Raw genomic sequence first — 16,458 nt, forward strand, 5'->3', positions numbered from 1 at the left:
CGCCGACGCGGTCTGAACCGTCAGCGGCCACGGCCCCAGCGCCGACGCGGTCTGAACCGTCAGCGGCCACGGCCCCAGCGCCGACGCGGTCTGAACCGTCAGCGGCCACGGCCCCAGCGCCGACGCGGTCTGAACCGTCAGCGGCCACGGCCCCAGCGCCGACGCGATCCGAACCGTCAGCCGCCACGGCCCCAGCGCCGACGCGGTCTGAACCGTCAGCGGCCACGGCCCCAGCGCCGACGCGATCCGAACCGTCAGCCGCCACGGCCCCAGCGCCGACCCGATCCGAACCGTCAGCGGCCACAGCCCCAGCGTCGACACGATCCGACCCATCGGCCGCCACCGCTCGCGCCTCGGCGGCCCAAACTCCAGGCACGACGACGGTTGTCGCCAGCGCAAATAGAACGCCTGACAAAAGCTTGTGTTTCATCATCTTCTCCACGACCCGTCAGCCACCCTTGAATGAGGCGTGGTGCGCTGATTCGGTTCAAGCAAATTGGCGATTGGCACGCGCGCGGACAAGCGCACGAGTGTCGATGTTTGCAAGGCTCACAGACAGAAAACTGGATGAGTATAGATGGCTATTTCGCGTTCACCCGTCGAGTAGACGACCGTTCGGCATTAGGCGTTTAGCTTCCTTGAACGGCCGTGCAGGAAGGAAATCAGTCTAAAAACCCGGCGGCAAATTTTCCGGGGTTTGCTAGGCTTTTAAAGGTAGGCGAAGACGCAGACTGATGCGCAAGCGGATAGCAAGCGAGCGTGGGGCGCGCTCCGAAGGGTACACGGTTAGAAAGATCTCCGCGCTGAGATCCAGCCCTTATGCCGTGTGAAGCAGCAGAGCACATTGCCTGATCTGTGGGAGTCCCGATAAAGCTTGTAAGCCAGATACCAGCACTGGCCGCCTACTCGAACATAGCTTCAAGCTACAGGCGTCAGAGCCCGCATTGTGCGGGCTTTGTCGTTTCTGTTGTCCGCACGCCTGGCACCTTCTCGTTCCCATGCTCCGCGTGGGAATGCCTCTAGGGACGCTCCGCGTTCCAGCTCTCGAATTGGAACGCGGTGCACAGGAAGGCTCCTCAGATCGAGGCCAGTGCCTGCGCAAGGTCGGCGCGCAAGTCCTCGACATCCTCAACGCCGACCGACAGACGCACCAATCCGTCGCCAATGCCCAGTTGCGCGCGGGTTTCTGCCGGAATGGTGGCGTGGGTCATGATTGCCGGGTGCTCGATCAGGCTTTCGACGCCGCCGAGGCTTTCGGCCAACGCGAAGATTTTCACGTTTTCCAGAAAGCGGCGGGCGCCGGCGAGGTCGCTGTTCAGGTCGATGGAGATCATCCCGCCGAAACCGCGCATTTGTGTGCGGGCCAGTTCGTGCTGCGGGTGCGACGGCAAGCCGGGGTAGTAGACCCGCGTGACCTGCGGCTGTTTTTCCAGCCATTGCGCCAAATTGAGAGCATTGCTGCAATGCCGCTCCATGCGCAAAGCCAGTGTTTTTACGCCGCGCAAGGTGAGAAACGCATCGAACGGCCCGCTGATCGCACCCACGGCGTTCTGCAAAAAGCCTAGCCGTTCGGCCAGTTCAGTGTTCTGCCCGACCACGGCGATGCCGCCGATCACGTCGGAGTGGCCGTTCAAATACTTGGTGGTCGAGTGCAGGACGATGTCGAAGCCCAGTTCCAGCGGCCTTTGAATCCATGGGCTGGCGAACGTATTGTCGGCCACGCAGATGATCCCGCGTGCGCGGCAGATACGTGCGATGCCGGCCAGATCGGCCAGGCTCAGCAGGGGATTGGTCGGCGTCTCGACCATGACCATCCGCGTGTCGTCCTGCAACGCCGCCTCGAAGGCCGACAGGTCAGTCAGGTCGACAAAACTGAAGCGATGCCCGGCGCTGCGCTGGCGCACCTTGTCGAACAGCCGAAATGTGCCGCCATACAAATCATTGCCGGACACGATATGCGAACCGGCGTCGAGCAATTCAAGCACCGTGGAAATCGTCGCCAGACCCGAGGCGAACGCGAAGGCGCGGGTGCCACCTTCAAGATCCGCCACGCAACGTTCCAGGGCAAACCGCGTCGGGTTGTGCGAACGCCCGTAATCCAGGCCTTTGTGTACGCCGGGGCTCTGTTGCAAATAGGTGGAATTGGCGTAGATCGGCGGCATCAAGGCGCCCGTGGACGGATCCGGTTCCTGCCCGGCGTGGATCACGCGGGTGGCGAAGGCCTGGGGCCGGTCGTTGTGGTCGGACTGACTCATGTCAGGGATCTCCGCAGTTGATTGAGCATGTCGACCCGTGTGATCAGGCCATGGAAACCGGTCGTGTCGGCAATGATCGCCACAAGGCCCCGGTCAAGGACTTTTTCCAGTTCCGCCAGCCCGGCGTCGGGCGCCAGGGTCTGCAATTTGTCGGTCATCGCGCCGGCCACCGGTTTGCTGAAGTGGGCGGCGTCTTCATGCACGCCGAGCAGGATATCCGACTCGTCGATCACCCCCACCAACCGTTGGCCATCCACCAGCACCGGCAACTGCGAAACGTCGGCCAGGCGCATGCGCTGGAACGCGGTCATCAGGGTGTCGTCCGGGCCGACGCTGATCACCCGGCCATCCTCGAAACGGCGGGCAATCAGGTCACGCAAATCGCCATAACCCTTGCGAGCAAGCAAGCCCTGATCGGTCATCCACTGGTCGTTGTAAACCTTCGACAGATAGCGCGTGCCGGTGTCGCAGACGAAACTCACAACCCGTTTCGGCTCGGTCTGTTCCCGGCAATAACGCAGCGCGGCAGCGAAAAGGGTGCCCGTGGACGAGCCGCCGAGAATCCCTTCGGCGCGCAGCAGTTGGCGGGCGTGATCGAAGCTTTCTTCGTCACTGATCGAGTAGGCGTGGCGCACGCTGGAGAGGTCGGCGATGGATGGAATGAAATCTTCGCCAATGCCTTCCACCGCCCAGGATCCGGCGGTGCCGAGGTGGCCGCTGCGGCTGTATTCGGCCATCACCGAACCGACGGGGTCGGCCAGCACCATTTCCAGCTCCGGCTGCACGCGCTGGAAAAATCGGGTCAGACCGGTCAGCGTGCCGGCCGAACCGACGCCGACGACGATGGCGTCCAGATCATGTTCGGTCTGCGCCCAGATCTCCGGCGCGGTGCTGCATTCGTGGGCCAGTGGATTGGCAGGGTTGTTGAACTGGTCGGCGAAAAACGCATCGGGAATGTCTTTCGCCAGCCGTGCGGCGACGTCCTGGTAATACTCGGGATGGCCCTTGCCGACATCGGATCGAGTGATGTGCACCTCGGCGCCCATGGCCTTCAAGTGCAGGACTTTTTCGGTGGACATCTTGTCCGGCACCACCAGTATCACGCGATAACCTTTGGCTCGGCCGACGAGCGCCAGACCCAGGCCGGTGTTGCCGGCGGTGGCTTCGACGATGGTACCGCCGGGTTGCAGGCGACCGTCGCGTTCGGCAGCGTCAATCATCGCCAGGCCGATGCGATCCTTGATCGAACCACCCGGGTTTTGCGATTCAAGTTTGAGAAACAGCGTGCACGGTCCGGTATCGAATCGGCTGACACGCACCAGCGGCGTATTGCCGATCAGACCGAGTACGGCGGGGCGGGAATCCTTCGACATGGTGTCACCTCACTGCGGTGATTTATCGCGGTCAATCGCGTCAATGGCATGCAAGGAACATAGGCCGGGATGCTGAGCCCCGCAACTCCAGCCGCCAATATCCGCGCACACCGCGAACCCCTCTAGGCGCTGCCGCAGGCTGCGATCTTTGCTGTTGATTTTTTAACGGCCAGATCAAAGATCGCAGCCTGCGGCAGCTCCTGCACAGTGGTCATGGCGTTTACGCGCCTGGCAGCAGTTTGACCTTGATCCAGCCGCGTTCATGTCGATCGAACGCCTTGAACGCTTCGATGGCGTCGGTCAGCGGTTCTTTCTGGGTGAGCACTTTCGCTGGATCGACGCGCCCGGCGAGGGTCATTTCGATCAGTTTCGGGATGTACTTGCGGTGGTGGCAGTTGCCCATGTTGAGGGTCAGGTTCTTGTTCATTGCCGCACCGATGGGAAAGGTGTCGAAACCCGGCGGATAGACGCCGATGATCGACAACGTGCCGGCCTTGGCCAACCCTTCGATGGCCCATTGCAGCGCTTGATGGGGCGCGTCCCCCGGTTGCCATTGCGATGGCGTGGCGTGGCCATGGTGGGCGTGGTTGGCGTCAATCCCTACCGCATCGATGGCGCGGTCGACGCCGATGTTGTCGGTCAGCCGCTTGAGCGTCTGCACCGGATCTTCCTTCTCGAAATCGATGCACTCGGCGCCCAGCTCGCGGGCACGTTCCAGTCGATCCGGTAGCCCGTCAATCGCCAATACCCGACCGGCGCCCATCAGTTTCGCGCTGACAATAGCAAACAACCCCACTGGCCCGCAGCCGAACACCGCAACGCTGTCGCCATCCTTGATCTCGGCCATTTCCGCGCCAAACCAGGCCGTGGGAAAGATATCGGACATGGCAATGGCCTGGTCATCGCTGATGGCCGGCGGAATCTTGATCAGGCCGATGTGTGCGTAGGGAATGCGCGCCTTTTCCGCTTGCAGCCCATTGAATGGCCCAGTGCCCTTGGGCCCGCCGAAGAACGACGTACCGGCCCCTTTGCCGTTCGGATTGACCACGTCGCACTGGGCGAAATACCCGGCCCGACAGTACGAGCAATTACCACAGGCGATGGTCGAGGGAATGATGACCCGATCACCGACGTTCAGGTTGCGCACATCCTCGCCCAGCGCTTCGACAATGCCGACGGCTTCGTGGCCGAGAATCGTCCCCGGTTGCATGTCCGGCACACTGCCGCGAATGAAGTGCAGATCCGTGCCGCAGATGGCGGACGCGGTAATCCTGACAACGGCATCGGTGGGTTGTTCGATTTGCGGGTCGGCGACATCGTCCAGGCGGATATCGCCCACGCCATGAAATACGACAGCTTTCATCATTCACCTCGTCATGAGTTGAAGTGTGAGTGGTAAGCAGTGGAGGTTCAGGCAAATCCAAAGGTTTTATCCGATGCAAAACTCGCCGGACGAATGGCCCGTTGTTGATGAACGAGCAAAAAATCAGAACTCCTGCACGCCGCCGCAGACATAAGCATTAAGGACAACAACATTTGGAAACCGGCAATGGCGCAGATTTTCAGCCGCTCGGCCGATACCTGGCTGCGCCTGGGGCTGCTGACGTTGTTCGTCGGTCTTGGGGGAGGCTTGCTGGTGGTACTGACTCTGGATCGCACCGATTACCGGACAGGTCGCCAGTGGGTGATCGAACAGCCGTTGCCGTTCAGTCATGCGCACCATGCCGGTGAGCTGAAAATCGATTGCCGTTATTGCCACAGTTCTGTGGAGTCTTCCGCGATGGCCAGCCTGCCGCCCACTGAAACCTGCATGACCTGCCATTCGCAAATCTGGAAAAACGCCGAAGTGCTTGAACCGCTGCGCAAAAGCCTGCGTGACCGGCAACCCTTGCACTGGCAGCGCGTGGTCGAGTTGCCGGATTACGTGTATTTCCATCACGGCGTGCATGTCAACGCGGGCGTCGGTTGCAGCGAATGCCACGGTCAGGTGGATCGGATGCAACTGATGTACAAGGCCGAGCCGTTGAGCATGGGCCAGTGCGTGGCTTGTCACCGCGATCCGGCACCGCACTTGCGACCTCGCGATCAAGTGACGCAGATGCGCTGGCACACCGACGAAGATCGCCGAGTGCTCGGCGAACGGCTGATGAAAGAGCGGCGCATCGACACGCAAGGATTGACCGATTGTGGAATCTGCCATCGATGAGCGCACCCGTCGATTTCGCCGCGCTGCGTGAACAACTCGCCGGACTTAAGGGCCCGGCGTATTGGCGCGGACTTGAAGCACTGGCCAACACACCGCAAGGTCAGGCGCTGATCGACGCGGAATTTCCCGGCGCGGCGCCGCTGATGGATCGGCGCAGGTTCCTGCAATTGATGGCGGCATCCATGGCCATGGCCGGACTCGCCGCATGCGGCAAAGCCCCGGAAGAGGCGGTGCCGGCGATTCACCAGGCGCCGCAACTGACTCCCGGTATCGCCAGCTGGTACGCCACAGCAATCCCGTTTTGCGGCGTTGCCCAACCGGTGCTCGGCAAAACCGTGGCGGGGCGGCCGATCAAACTCGAAGGCAACCCGCAACATCCAATGTCCGGCGGCGCCTGCGATGCCTTTACCCAAGCGGCGATCCTGCAACTCTACGACCCGGATCGCTCCCAGGCGCCGCGCTTCAAGGGCCGCGAAAGCAGTTGGGATCAGGTGCGCGCCGCGCTGGCCCGGCAGTTGCTCGCGCTCGACAGCCAGCAGGGCAACGGTTTGCACATTGTCTGCGGTGCGAGCAGCTCGCCGACCCTCGGCCGCCAGTTCGATGAACTGCGCCAGCGCTGGCCGCAGGCACGCTTCTACCACGGCGAACCGTTCGCCGAGACGCAAGCGCTCAACGTCAGCGGCCACGTGTTCGGCCAACCGCTGGAGGCGCGCCGCCGTCTGGAAAACGCCGAAGTGCTGGTGTGTCTGGAAGACGATCCGCTGGGCAGCGGCCCCCGGCAAACGCCATTGCAGCGCGGTTGGGCCGAACGCCGGCGGCAAGCGGCAAAGGGTCAGGGCGCAGCGTTGTCGTTCGTCGCCGAAAGTGTGCCGACGCTGACCGGCGCCGCCGCCTCGCGACGGTTGGCAATCGCGCCGTCACGGGTGCCGGATCTGCTGCTGGCGCTCAGCCAGGCATTGGGCGGAGACGACAGGGATCGCCCACGCCTCAGTGCTCTCCAGCTGGAGTGGGTCAACGCCGCCGCGACCGCGCTCAAGGCGCATCCCGGTCGCGGCCTGATCTGCGTGAACAAGCAAGCGGCGGCGGATGTGCAGGCGCAAGTGCTGCGGCTCAATCAGCGTCTGGACGCCTATGGCCAGACGATGGAGTGGCAAAAAACTTCGTTGCTCGGCTACGAGCCCGGGCAGGTCTGGGAGTCGCTGGAGCAACTCAATCGACATTTGAGCGCCGGCAACGTCAGCCAGTTATGGCTGCTCGATTGCAATCCACTCTACAGCGCGCCGCCGGAACTGGGCCTGGAGAGCCTGATCCAGAAAGTCCCGTTGCGCCTGCACGCTGGCCTTTATTACGACGAAAGCGCCGCGCAGTGTCATTGGCACTTGCCGCTCAATCACCCGCTCGACGGCTGGAGCGATGCCCGCGCGGCGGACGGCAGTGCGTGCATCGTGCAACCGCTGATCGAGCCGATGTACTCGACCCGAACCCTGCATCAGGTACTCGGCCTGTTGCTGACGGCGGGCGAAAGCGATGCGCTGGATCACGTGCGCAGCACCTGGGCGCATGTGCCGCAGAAGCAATGGCGCCAGGCGTTGAGCGATGGCTGGATTGAATCGGCCGCTGCAACGGTGGATGTACCGCCAGCCGCCAGCGTCGCGGTCAATCTGCCCGACCCCGAAGGCCTGGAAGCCGTGATACGTCCGGATCCGTGCGTGTGGGATGGACGTTTCGCCAATCTCGGCTGGCTTCAGGAGTTACCCAAACCCATCAGCACCCTGACCTGGACAAACGTGGTCGGTCTGCCGCCGCGCCTCGCTGAGCAAATCGGCGTGCGCAACGGCGACGGGGTCGAAGTCGCGTTGCCGGGGCAGTTGTTGCGCGGCGCGGCGTGGGTCGAGCCGGGACAGGCCGATCAGGTGATCGCGTTGTATTGCGGCTACGGACGCAGTCACGCCGGACGGGTCGGCGACGGTTTGGGTCACGCGGTGCGGCCGCTGCAAGCCTTGGCGGTCAGCGCGTCGGTGAGGCCCAGCGGTGAGCGGCACATGTTGGCAGCGACGCAAACCCATCACCAGTTGCCGGACGACGAGGATCCGCCCATTCGCGTGGTATCACGTGAGTCGCCGCAATTGCCGACCGCGCAAATTCCGGTCTCGCTCTACAGCGAGGTCAAGAGCAGCGGCCCGCAATGGGGCATGGTCATCGATCTGGATGTCTGCACCGGTTGCAACGCCTGCGTCACCGCGTGCCAGGCGGAAAACAACATCGCCGTGGTCGGCGCCGAGCAAGTGGCCAACGGGCGCAACATGCACTGGCTGCGCATCGACCATTATTACCAGGGCTCGCTGGACGCACCACGCTCGCGTTTTCAACCCTTGCCGTGCATGCACTGCGAACAGGCGCCGTGCGAAACCGGTTGCCCGGTGAACGCCACGGTGCACAGCCGCGACGGCTTGAATCAGATGGTCTACAACCGCTGCATCGGCACGCGCACATGCGCTTCGTATTGCCCGTACAAAGTGCGGCGTTTCAATTGGCTCGACTGGAGCGCCGATGCCACGCCGTCGATCCAGGCCCAGCGCAATCCCGATGTGACCGTGCGCAGCCGTGGCGTCATGGAAAAGTGTACGTACTGCGTACAGCGAATCAGCGCCGCCCGGATCGACGATAAACAAAATGCAGCGGATTTCGATCCGTCGACCGTGGTCACCGCGTGCCAGCAAACCTGCCCGAGCCAGGCCATTCGCTTCGGCAACATCGCCGACCCTGACAGCGCCGTGAGCCACGACCGCCGCGATCCCCGCCATTACCGCCTGCTCGAAGCGCTCGGCACGCGGCCACGCACCACCTATCTGGCGCGGATCGAAGAAGCGGAGGGCGGCGATGAAACCTGAGCCGCTGCTGCACGACACCGGGCATTTCTTGCCGAGGGACTTGAGCGACCAGCAAGTCTCGCGGCTGGTCTTCGGGCCGTTGCGGCAACTGCCTCGGCGCGGGGCATGGCGCTGGATGTTCGGCGTCGGCGTTGCTTTGTTGCTGATTTATATCGGTTCTGCCGCCGTGTTGCTCGGCAACGGCGTCGGCCTGTGGGGCAACAATCAGCCGGTGCATTGGGGCTTCGGCATTCTCAACTACATCTGGTGGCTGGGCATCGGTCACGCCGGGACGTTCATTTCCGCGCTGCTGTTGCTGGTCGAACGGCCATGGCGGCACAGCCTCAATCGTCTGGCGGAACTGATGACGCTGATGGCGGTGATCTGCGCCGCGCTGTACCCGATTCTGCACCTGGGGCGGCCGTGGCTGTTCTACTGGACGATGCCGTACCCGAATGAAATGGGCCTGTGGCCGCAGTTCAAGAGCCCTACGGCGTGGGACATGTTCGCAATCCTGTCGTACCTGACGGTGTCGATTCTGTTCCTCGCCGTCGGCGCGATTCCGGATTTCGCCACAGCGCGCGATCGTGCGCAAAAGCCCATGGCGCAAAGGTTGTACGGCTTGCTGGCGTTGGGCTGGCGCGGCTCGCAGCGGCATTGGGCGTTGTGGCGGCGCACGACGCGAGTGCTGGCGATTCTGGCGATTCCTTTGGTGTTCGCGGTGTCCAGCGGCTACTCGTTTTTGCTGACCATGGGCCCGCAAAGCGGTTGGCATTCGACGCTGTTTCCGCCGTATTTCGTCGCCGGCGCGGTGTTTTCCGGGTTTGCCCTGGTGGCATTGCTGGCGATTTTTGTGCGCTGGCTGCTGTGCATCGAAGCGCTCATCACCTTGCGTCACCTCGACATGCTCGGTCGGCTGTTGCTCGCCACCGGTTGGCTGACGGCTTACGGTTATCTGGCCGATCTGTTCATGCCGTTCTACAGCGGCGATGCCCACGAGATCGAGATTCTGCTGACGCGCCTCAGCGGGCCGCATGCCTGGAGTTTCTGGCTGGCGATTGTCTGCAACGTCGGCGTGTTGCAGGCGTTGTGGTGGCGCTCGCTGCGCCAGCGCCCGGGCGTGATCGCGCTGGTGGCGCTGGCGGTGCTGGTGGGCATGTGGGCCGAGCGTTTCATGTTGCTGATCCCGCCGCAGACCCGGGATTTTCTCGTGTCGAGCTGGAGCGGTTACAGCCCGACGCTGTGGGACTGGTCGCTGTTCGTCGGCAGTTTCGGCGTGTTTCTGGTGCCCTACAGCCTGTTTTTGCGCTATGTGCCCATGGTCTCGGCGTTCGAGGTCAAGCAAGCGCTGCATGAGGAGCGCCGCGATGTCTGACTCTCTCGGACTGCTCGCCGAATTCGATGCACCGCAGCCGCTGGTGGACGCCAGTTTGCACGCCTGGGTCATTGGCTATCGGCGGCTGGAGGCTTTTGCGCCGTTTGCGCTGGAAGCCTTCGAACCGATCCTCGCCACCCACGCCCGCCGCGTGCCGCACATGGCCTGCGTCGGCGCGGTGATCGGCATCGTGCTGGCGCTGGTGATGCAGATCGGCTCGGTGCTCGCCTATCCGCTCAATGTCGGTGGCCGACCGTTGATCGCGCTGCCGTCATTCATGGTGGTGACCTTCCTGTTTGCCGTGGTCGGTGCGGCGCTGGCGGCGGTGCTGGCGATGCTGATCGGCAGCCGTCTGCCGCGTTTGCATCATCCGCTGTTCAATATCCAGCGTTTCGCGCAGGCCAGTGACGACGGCTTTTTCCTGTTCATCGCCGCCGACGATCCGCTGTTCGACGCAAAAGCCACACGCGACTGGCTGGGGCAGTGCGCGGTCGCCGTGCATGAGGTCAGGTCATGAAACGCTGGGCCTGGGCGTTGTCGATCGCGGTGCTGTGCAGCGGCTGCGATGACATGTCGCGTCAGGCGAAGATTCAGGAACAACGCCCCGGCGCGTTGTACGAGAACGGTTTGAGCAGCCGTCATCCACCGTCCGGCACGGTCGCGCGCGGGCAATTGGCGCGCGAAGCCACCGTTGCACAACGCCCGCCAATGACTCAAAGGCTGCTGGCCGAGGGCGAAGCGGGTTATCAAGCTTTCTGCACGCCTTGCCACGGCCAGAGCGGGCATGGCGATGGTCTGGTGATCGGTCGTGGTTTCCCGTCGCCGCCGGACTTTATCGATCGCCGTGTGCTGGATGCCACCGACGCGCAATTGATGCAGGTCATCGCCGACGGCAAAGGCCTGATGGCCGGTTACGCATCACGCATTCCCCCCGCGCAACGCTGGGCCATCGTCGCCCATGTGCGGGTGTTGCAGTTGAGTCAGCACGCCTCGCTGGACAGCCTGCCAGCAACGCTGCGCCAGGCATTCGAGGAGGGCCAGCAATGACGCGCCTGTCGGCAGCTTTCGGCCTCGGCGTAGTGGCGATGGCGGCCCTGGGCGTCTGGCAACCGGCGCAGGTCGGAGCGGGCGCGCTGGCGGCGGCGGTCAATGCCAGCAACATCGCCTTGGGCTGTCTGTTGCTCGGCTTGCTGACGCCGCTGATCAGCGGTCGCTGGCAAGTGTTGCTCGCACCGGGCAGCCGTTTGGGCCGCACCGCGCTGATATTACTGCTGCCAATGCTGCTGCCGGTTCTGCTGACGATGGCGTGGCTGTATCCATGGTTTCGCGCCGACACGCCGGGGTTTCGCGGGCTGTGGTTGTCGCCATGGTGCTTCGCCTTGCGCAGTGTGGCCTACGCCGGAATCTTCTTTGCCTTGCAACGCTGGACGCAACGGCCGGAACGCTGCGCGATGGGCCTGATCGTGTACGCCGTGGTCGCGAGCCTTGCGGCGGTGGATTGGCTGATGTCGTTGCAGGCGGACTTCATGTCCAGCCTGTTTGGCCTGCTGTTGATCGCCCGGCAGTTGCTCGACGGCTTGGCCTTCGCCGGGTTGTGCGTGCTGTGCTGGAATCTTGTACCGCTGTCGGACGCGCAGTGCCGGGTGTTGCGCGGTTTGCTGGTCAGCGCGCTGGCGTTCTGGATGTATGTGCAGTTCATGCAGTTTTTGATCATCTGGTCGGTGGATCTGCCCCACGAAACCGTCTGGTATCGCGTACGCCGCCAAGGCGCGTGGGTCGTGCCCGGTGCGGTGTTGGTCGCGGGGCAGGTCGTCTGTCTGCCGGCATTGGCATCCCCGTGGGGCGCGCGGTCACGGGTTCTGGTTTGGGGCTGCGCAGCTATTCTGTTGCTGGGCACAGTCGAATCGATCTGGCTCAGCCTGCCGTCGATATTCCCGCAATTAAGCCTGGGCACCGGCGCCATCGCGCTGTTGTGCCAGAGCGTTTATGGCATCGGTCTGTGGGCCTGGTGGCGCTGGCATTGGCAGAGGAGGCGCCATGAAACCTGACACGCAACGCGGCTACGAAGCCAATCGGGTCGACAGCGGCAAGGTCTGGGCCATCGTCGCGCTGCTGTTTGCGGCGGTGTTGCTGTGCCTGACCGGCATCGCCTGGTGGTTGATCAGCCATCAACAGGCTGCGCAATCCCATCAGCCGCCCTTGAGCAACCTGGAACGTGAGCGACTGCTGCCGCCCGAACCGCGACTGCAAGCCCGGCCCCGCGAGGAGGGCAACCGCCAGATCGCCCTTCAGCGCATACATCTCGACAGTTTTGGCTGGGTCAACCGTGAGCAGCGCATCGTTCATCTACCGCTGGATCAGGCGCAACAGGTGTTGCTGGAGCGCGGCTGGCCGAATGACGGGGAGGGCGGGCATGGGCCTTGAACGTTTGCCGGCTATTGTATTTTTGATCGGATTGACGTCGCTGCAGGCGCTTGCCGCGCAACCGTTCGACCCGTTTGCGGCCGCTGGCATCGACACCGCGCAGGTCGGCCAACGGGTGGCGGTGAACACACGATTCACCGATCAGCACGGCCAGCCGGTTCGCATCGGCGAATTGCTCAACGGCCAGCCGACGGTGCTGGTGCCGTTGTACTTTCGTTGCCCGAATGTCTGCGGCGCGGCGCTTTCGACGTTGTTCAGTCAATTGGCCAATCAGCCGTATCGCATCGGCCGGGATTTTCAGGTGATCGCCTTCAGTTTCGATCCCCGCGAAGACGTCACTGCCGCACGCGAAGAGCTGGCGAAGCTCAGCCAGCACTGGCCGGCGCTCGCCAATGAGCCGGGCCTGCATCTGCTGACCGGCGACGCCGCAGCGAGTCAGGCATTGGCGCGTTCGCTGGGTTTTGGCTACCAATTCGACGACAAACAGCAGCAATACGCCCACAGTTCGGCGGTCGCGGTGTTGACCGGTGATGGACGCCTTTCACGCTGGCTCTACGGCCTCGGGTATCAGTCCGATGACTTGCGCCTTGGCCTGACCGAAGCCGGGCTGGGCAAACTGGGTGCGCTGAAGGAACAGCTCTTGCTCCTGTGTTTCCATTACGACCCGCAGACCGGCACCTACAGCAGCCGGATCATCGTGTTACTGCAAGTGGCGGGCGTGGCAACCGTCGCGGTGCTCGGTCTGTTCATTTTTCTGGCCGTGCGCCGTGATCGGCGGAGGCTGTCATGAACGAGCATTTCCTGCGTTTGTGGCCCGCCCAGGCTTCGGACTACGCGGTGTCGGTGGATTGGCTGGTCATCGGTTTCACCGGGATGATGGCGCTGTTCGTGGTGCCGGTGTTTGTGGCGTTGTGGATCTTCATCTGGCGCTACCGACGCGGGCGCCCGGCGGATCGTGATCACCGCCCGCGCAGCAATCTGCCGGTGGAGCTGGCGTGGATCATCCTGCCGTTCATTGGCTCGCTGGTGGTGTTCACGTTTTCCGCGCGGCTGTTTTTCATTGCCCGCACGCCACCGGCCGATGCCCTGGAAATGCAGGTGACGGCCCGGCAGTGGATGTGGAAATTCCAGCATCAGGGCGGCCAGCGCGAGATCAACACGTTGCACGTCCCGGCGCGGCGGCCGGTGAAGCTGACGATGATTTCCGAAGACGTGATCCACAGCCTGTTTTTCCCCAGCCTGCGCATCAAACAGGACGTATTGCCGGGCCGCTACACGATGCTTTGGTTCCAGGCCGAACACGCGGGCACTTATGAAGTGTATTGCGCCGAATACTGTGGCACCGATCACGCGGCGATGCTGGCGCGGCTGGTGGTGCTTGATCCCGGCGACTACGAACGCTGGCTGGCGGAAAACGGCAGCGCCTCCGATATGATCAGCCAGGGCGAAACCCTGTACCGCCAGTACGGCTGCGACAGTTGCCACGGTTCCGGCAACGCGCCGTCGCTGGCCGGCGTGTTCAACCGCTCGGTGAAGCTCGCCGATGGCAGTCAAGTGACCGCCGATGATGGCTACCTGCGCGAAAGCATCCTGCTGCCACAAAAACACCTGGTCGCCGGCTACCTGCCGATCATGCCGACCTACAGCAATCTGTTGGATGAAGAAGCCGTGCAGCGCCTGGTCGCGTACCTGCGCTCATTGCCGGCGGACGCAAACGGGGAGACGAAATGAGCGCACCGAGTTATCTGCACCGCCAAGGCCTGCTGTCGTGGTTCCTGACCCGGGATCACAAGCGCATCGCCGTGCTGTACATGATCACCGTGACGTTTTTCTTCTTCGCCGGTGGACTGGCGGCGAGCCTGATTCGCATCGAACTGGTCACCCCCGAGGGCGATCTGCTCACGGCCGACGGCTACAACCGCGCATTCACCTTGCACGGCGTGATCATGGTCTGGTTCTTTCTGATCCCGTCGATTCCCAGCGTGTTCGGCAACTTTCTCGTGCCAATCATGATCGGCGCCCGGGACATGGCGTTCCCGCGCCTGAACCTGTTCAGTTGGTATCTGTTGGTCGGCGGTGGCCTGTTCACGCTGCTCGCGCTGCTGCTCGGCGGCGTTGACACCGGCTGGACGTTCTATACGCCGCTGTCGACGATGTTCAGCAACGGCCATGTGGTGGCGGTGATCTGCGGCGTATTCATTGCCGGGTTTTCCTCGATCTTCACCGGCATCAACATCATCGTCACCGTGCACACGTTGCGCGCGCCGGGCATGACCTGGATGCGCATGCCGCTGTTCATCTGGTCGATGTACGCCACGTCGATCATTCTGGTATTGGCCACGCCGGTGCTGGCGATCACCTTGCTGTTGGTGGCCGCCGAGCATTTGTTCAACATCGGCGTATTCGACCCCAATCTGGGCGGCGATCCATTGCTGTTTCAGCACTTGTTCTGGTTCTACAGCCATCCGGCGGTGTACATCATGATCCTGCCGGCCATGGGCGTGATCAGTGAATTGATCACGGCGTCGGGGCACAAGCGCATCTTCGGCTATCGCTTTGTGGCGTGGTCGAGCGTGGCGATTGCGCTGATCGGTTTTCTCGTCTGGGGGCATCACATGTTCGTCGCCGGACAGTCGATGTACGCCAGCCTGGTGTTTTCTCTGTTGAGTTTTCTGGTGTCGATCCCTTCGGCGATTAAGGCCTACAACTGGAGCGCGACGCTGTACAAGAGCGACCTGACGATTCATGCGCCGTTTCTGTTTGCGCTGACCTTTATCGGCCTGTTCATTGTCGGCGGCGTCACCGGGTTGTTTCTGGCGCTGTTGGCGGCGGATCTGCACGCCCATGACACCTACTTCGTGGTCGCGCATTTTCACTACATCATGGTCGGCGCTGCCGTGGCCGGCTATTTCGGCGCGCTGCATTTCTGGTGGCCAAAGATCACTGGGCGGATGTATTCGCAACTGTGGGGCAAGATCACCGCGATCCTGATTTTCTGCGGCTTCAACCTCACGTTTTTTCCGCAATTTTTGCTCGGCTATCTGGGCATGCCCCGGCGTTACCACAGCTACGATCCGGATCTGCAATTTCTCAACGTGTTGTCCTCGGCCGGTGCATCGATTCTGGCGCTGGCCTATGTGCTGCCGTTTTTCTACCTGCTCGGTTCACTGCGCTGGGGCGAGCGCGCGCCAATGAACCCGTGGGAAGCCGCCGGCCTGGAATGGCGGGTGCCATCGCCGCCACCGGCGCACAATTTCGAAGCGCCGGTGACGGTTGACTTCGAAGCCTACGACTATTCGCCGGAGGCCCGCCGTGACCCGCTCTGAGGAGAAACCGGTCGAACCGTTCGTGGCCTGGGCGCAACAGCGCGAGGCGGCACGGCTGGGCATGTGGTTGTTCCTCGCCAGCGAAGCGATGATGTTCGGCAGCCTGATCATGATTGCCTGGTTCTACCGCTGGCAGCACCCCGACGGCGTGGCGGCGGCGGTCAGCGGTTTGCATGATCGCCTGGCGGCAATGAATACGGTGATTCTGGTGACCAGCAGTTTGCTGATGACCCTTGCCCTGAACGCTGACGGGCGCCGGCAACAGCGCCGCCAACTTGTGCTCTTGCTCGGTGCGGCAGGGCTGGGTGGGTTGTTTCTGGGTTTCAAAGGCCTTGAGTATTTTCTGGAATACCGCGAAGGCGTGCTGCCCGGTTTCACCGCGATGTCACCGCTGGCACAGCCGGCCTCCAAGCTGTTCATGAACGTCTATTTCTTCGCCACGGTGTTGCATGGCGTGCACGTGCTGGTGGCGGTCGTCTTGGTACTGGGGCTGAGCTGGCGCCTGAAATACGGCGACTTGCCGCGCCGTGCCCGAGACAGTCGGCTGGAAATGACCGGGTTGTATTGGCACTTGGTCGATGCCATTTGGCTGCTGCTGTTTCCCACGCTGTATCTGGTAGGACGCTGAC

At 62.8% G+C, this 16,458-nt stretch carries 15 protein-coding genes; 11 read left to right on the forward strand and 4 right to left on the reverse strand.

Annotation, left to right across the window (positions count from 1 at the left end; translation table 11 throughout):
- The 4 genes from GIW69_RS13345 to GIW69_RS13360 form a co-directional block, all read right to left on the reverse strand.
- Positions 1–333, reverse strand: a 333-nt coding sequence (locus tag GIW69_RS13345; RefSeq protein WP_496570915.1) for a hypothetical protein, incomplete at its 3' end; no start/stop codon positions are given.
- Between the two features lie 743 nt (positions 334–1,076).
- Positions 1,077–2,255, reverse strand: a complete 1,179-nt coding sequence (locus GIW69_RS13350) for a cystathionine gamma-synthase family protein (protein WP_236483146.1) — start codon at positions 2,253–2,255, stop codon at positions 1,077–1,079.
- Positions 2,252–3,628 (reverse strand): cystathionine beta-synthase, encoded by a 1,377-nt coding sequence (locus tag GIW69_RS13355; protein WP_236483147.1) that lies wholly within the window; start codon positions 3,626–3,628, stop codon positions 2,252–2,254. The genes GIW69_RS13350 and GIW69_RS13355 overlap by 4 nt, the downstream gene beginning before the upstream one ends.
- 220 nt (positions 3,629–3,848) lie before the next feature.
- The gene (locus GIW69_RS13360; protein ID WP_236483148.1) at positions 3,849–4,991 is read right to left on the reverse strand and encodes a zinc-dependent alcohol dehydrogenase; all 1,143 of its coding nucleotides are present in this window, start codon (positions 4,989–4,991) and stop codon (positions 3,849–3,851) included.
- A gap of 186 nt (positions 4,992–5,177) precedes the next feature.
- On the opposite strand from GIW69_RS13360, the gene GIW69_RS13365 reads away from it, so the two are divergent.
- The 11 genes from GIW69_RS13365 to GIW69_RS13415 are packed head-to-tail and all read left to right on the forward strand — an operon-like array spanning position 5,178 to position 16,457.
- Complete coding sequence (locus tag GIW69_RS13365; protein WP_236483149.1) at positions 5,178–5,834, forward strand: cytochrome c3 family protein; 657 nt, start codon at positions 5,178–5,180, stop codon at positions 5,832–5,834.
- Positions 5,831–8,725 (forward strand): TAT-variant-translocated molybdopterin oxidoreductase, encoded by a 2,895-nt coding sequence (locus GIW69_RS13370; protein ID WP_236483150.1) that lies wholly within the window; start codon positions 5,831–5,833, stop codon positions 8,723–8,725. The genes GIW69_RS13365 and GIW69_RS13370 overlap by 4 nt, the downstream gene beginning before the upstream one ends.
- Positions 8,715–10,079 carry an NrfD/PsrC family molybdoenzyme membrane anchor subunit gene (gene nrfD / locus GIW69_RS13375; protein WP_236483151.1) on the forward strand — a complete coding sequence of 455 codons (1,365 nt, stop codon included), beginning with the start codon at positions 8,715–8,717 and terminating at the stop codon, positions 10,077–10,079. Before GIW69_RS13370 ends, nrfD begins: the two co-directional genes overlap by 11 nt.
- Positions 10,072–10,596 carry a DUF3341 domain-containing protein gene (locus tag GIW69_RS13380; protein WP_236483152.1) on the forward strand — a complete coding sequence of 175 codons (525 nt, stop codon included), beginning with the start codon at positions 10,072–10,074 and terminating at the stop codon, positions 10,594–10,596. Before nrfD ends, GIW69_RS13380 begins: the two co-directional genes overlap by 8 nt.
- Positions 10,593–11,126 carry a c-type cytochrome gene (locus GIW69_RS13385; RefSeq protein ID WP_236483153.1) on the forward strand — a complete coding sequence of 178 codons (534 nt, stop codon included), beginning with the start codon at positions 10,593–10,595 and terminating at the stop codon, positions 11,124–11,126. The genes GIW69_RS13380 and GIW69_RS13385 overlap by 4 nt, the downstream gene beginning before the upstream one ends.
- On the forward strand, positions 11,123–12,127 hold the full coding sequence (locus GIW69_RS13390; protein WP_236483154.1) for a hypothetical protein: 1,005 nt from the start codon (positions 11,123–11,125) through the stop codon (positions 12,125–12,127). Before GIW69_RS13385 ends, GIW69_RS13390 begins: the two co-directional genes overlap by 4 nt.
- The gene (locus GIW69_RS13395; protein WP_236483155.1) at positions 12,117–12,503 is read left to right on the forward strand and encodes a hypothetical protein; all 387 of its coding nucleotides are present in this window, start codon (positions 12,117–12,119) and stop codon (positions 12,501–12,503) included. Before GIW69_RS13390 ends, GIW69_RS13395 begins: the two co-directional genes overlap by 11 nt.
- The gene (locus GIW69_RS13400; protein WP_236483156.1) at positions 12,493–13,293 is read left to right on the forward strand and encodes an SCO family protein; all 801 of its coding nucleotides are present in this window, start codon (positions 12,493–12,495) and stop codon (positions 13,291–13,293) included. Before GIW69_RS13395 ends, GIW69_RS13400 begins: the two co-directional genes overlap by 11 nt.
- A complete protein-coding gene (coxB, locus tag GIW69_RS13405; protein WP_236483157.1) occupies positions 13,290–14,234 on the forward strand; it encodes a cytochrome c oxidase subunit II in 945 nt (314 codons plus the stop codon). Before GIW69_RS13400 ends, coxB begins: the two co-directional genes overlap by 4 nt.
- Entirely contained in the window at positions 14,231–15,829 is a 1,599-nt protein-coding gene (locus GIW69_RS13410) for a cbb3-type cytochrome c oxidase subunit I (RefSeq protein WP_236483158.1), read from the forward strand. The genes coxB and GIW69_RS13410 overlap by 4 nt, the downstream gene beginning before the upstream one ends.
- A complete protein-coding gene (locus GIW69_RS13415) occupies positions 15,816–16,457 on the forward strand; it encodes a cytochrome c oxidase subunit 3 (protein ID WP_236483159.1) in 642 nt (213 codons plus the stop codon). Before GIW69_RS13410 ends, GIW69_RS13415 begins: the two co-directional genes overlap by 14 nt.
- Position 16,458 lies beyond the last annotated feature (1 nt).

The organism is Pseudomonas syringae (assembly GCF_021605415.1).
Lineage (GTDB): Bacteria > Pseudomonadota > Gammaproteobacteria > Pseudomonadales > Pseudomonadaceae > Aquipseudomonas > Aquipseudomonas syringae_S.

Bases quoted from the DNA above. Each gene is read 5' to 3' on its own strand.
- GIW69_RS13410 (WP_236483158.1), top strand. From the start codon at position 14,231: ATGAGCGCACCGAGTTATCTGCACCGCCAAGGCCTGCTGTCGTGGTTC.
- GIW69_RS13355 (WP_236483147.1), bottom strand. From the start codon at position 3,628: ATGTCGAAGGATTCCCGCCCCGCCGTACTCGGTCTGATCGGCAATACG.
- GIW69_RS13395 (WP_236483155.1), top strand. From the start codon at position 12,117: ATGAAACCTGACACGCAACGCGGCTACGAAGCCAATCGGGTCGACAGC.
- nrfD (WP_236483151.1), top strand. From the start codon at position 8,715: ATGAAACCTGAGCCGCTGCTGCACGACACCGGGCATTTCTTGCCGAGG.
- coxB (WP_236483157.1), top strand. From the start codon at position 13,290: ATGAACGAGCATTTCCTGCGTTTGTGGCCCGCCCAGGCTTCGGACTAC.
- GIW69_RS13385 (WP_236483153.1), top strand. From the start codon at position 10,593: ATGAAACGCTGGGCCTGGGCGTTGTCGATCGCGGTGCTGTGCAGCGGC.
- GIW69_RS13370 (WP_236483150.1), top strand. From the start codon at position 5,831: ATGAGCGCACCCGTCGATTTCGCCGCGCTGCGTGAACAACTCGCCGGA.
- GIW69_RS13360 (WP_236483148.1), bottom strand. From the start codon at position 4,991: ATGAAAGCTGTCGTATTTCATGGCGTGGGCGATATCCGCCTGGACGAT.
- GIW69_RS13390 (WP_236483154.1), top strand. From the start codon at position 11,123: ATGACGCGCCTGTCGGCAGCTTTCGGCCTCGGCGTAGTGGCGATGGCG.
- GIW69_RS13380 (WP_236483152.1), top strand. From the start codon at position 10,072: ATGTCTGACTCTCTCGGACTGCTCGCCGAATTCGATGCACCGCAGCCG.
- GIW69_RS13365 (WP_236483149.1), top strand. From the start codon at position 5,178: ATGGCGCAGATTTTCAGCCGCTCGGCCGATACCTGGCTGCGCCTGGGG.
- GIW69_RS13350 (WP_236483146.1), bottom strand. From the start codon at position 2,255: ATGAGTCAGTCCGACCACAACGACCGGCCCCAGGCCTTCGCCACCCGC.
- GIW69_RS13400 (WP_236483156.1), top strand. From the start codon at position 12,493: ATGGGCCTTGAACGTTTGCCGGCTATTGTATTTTTGATCGGATTGACG.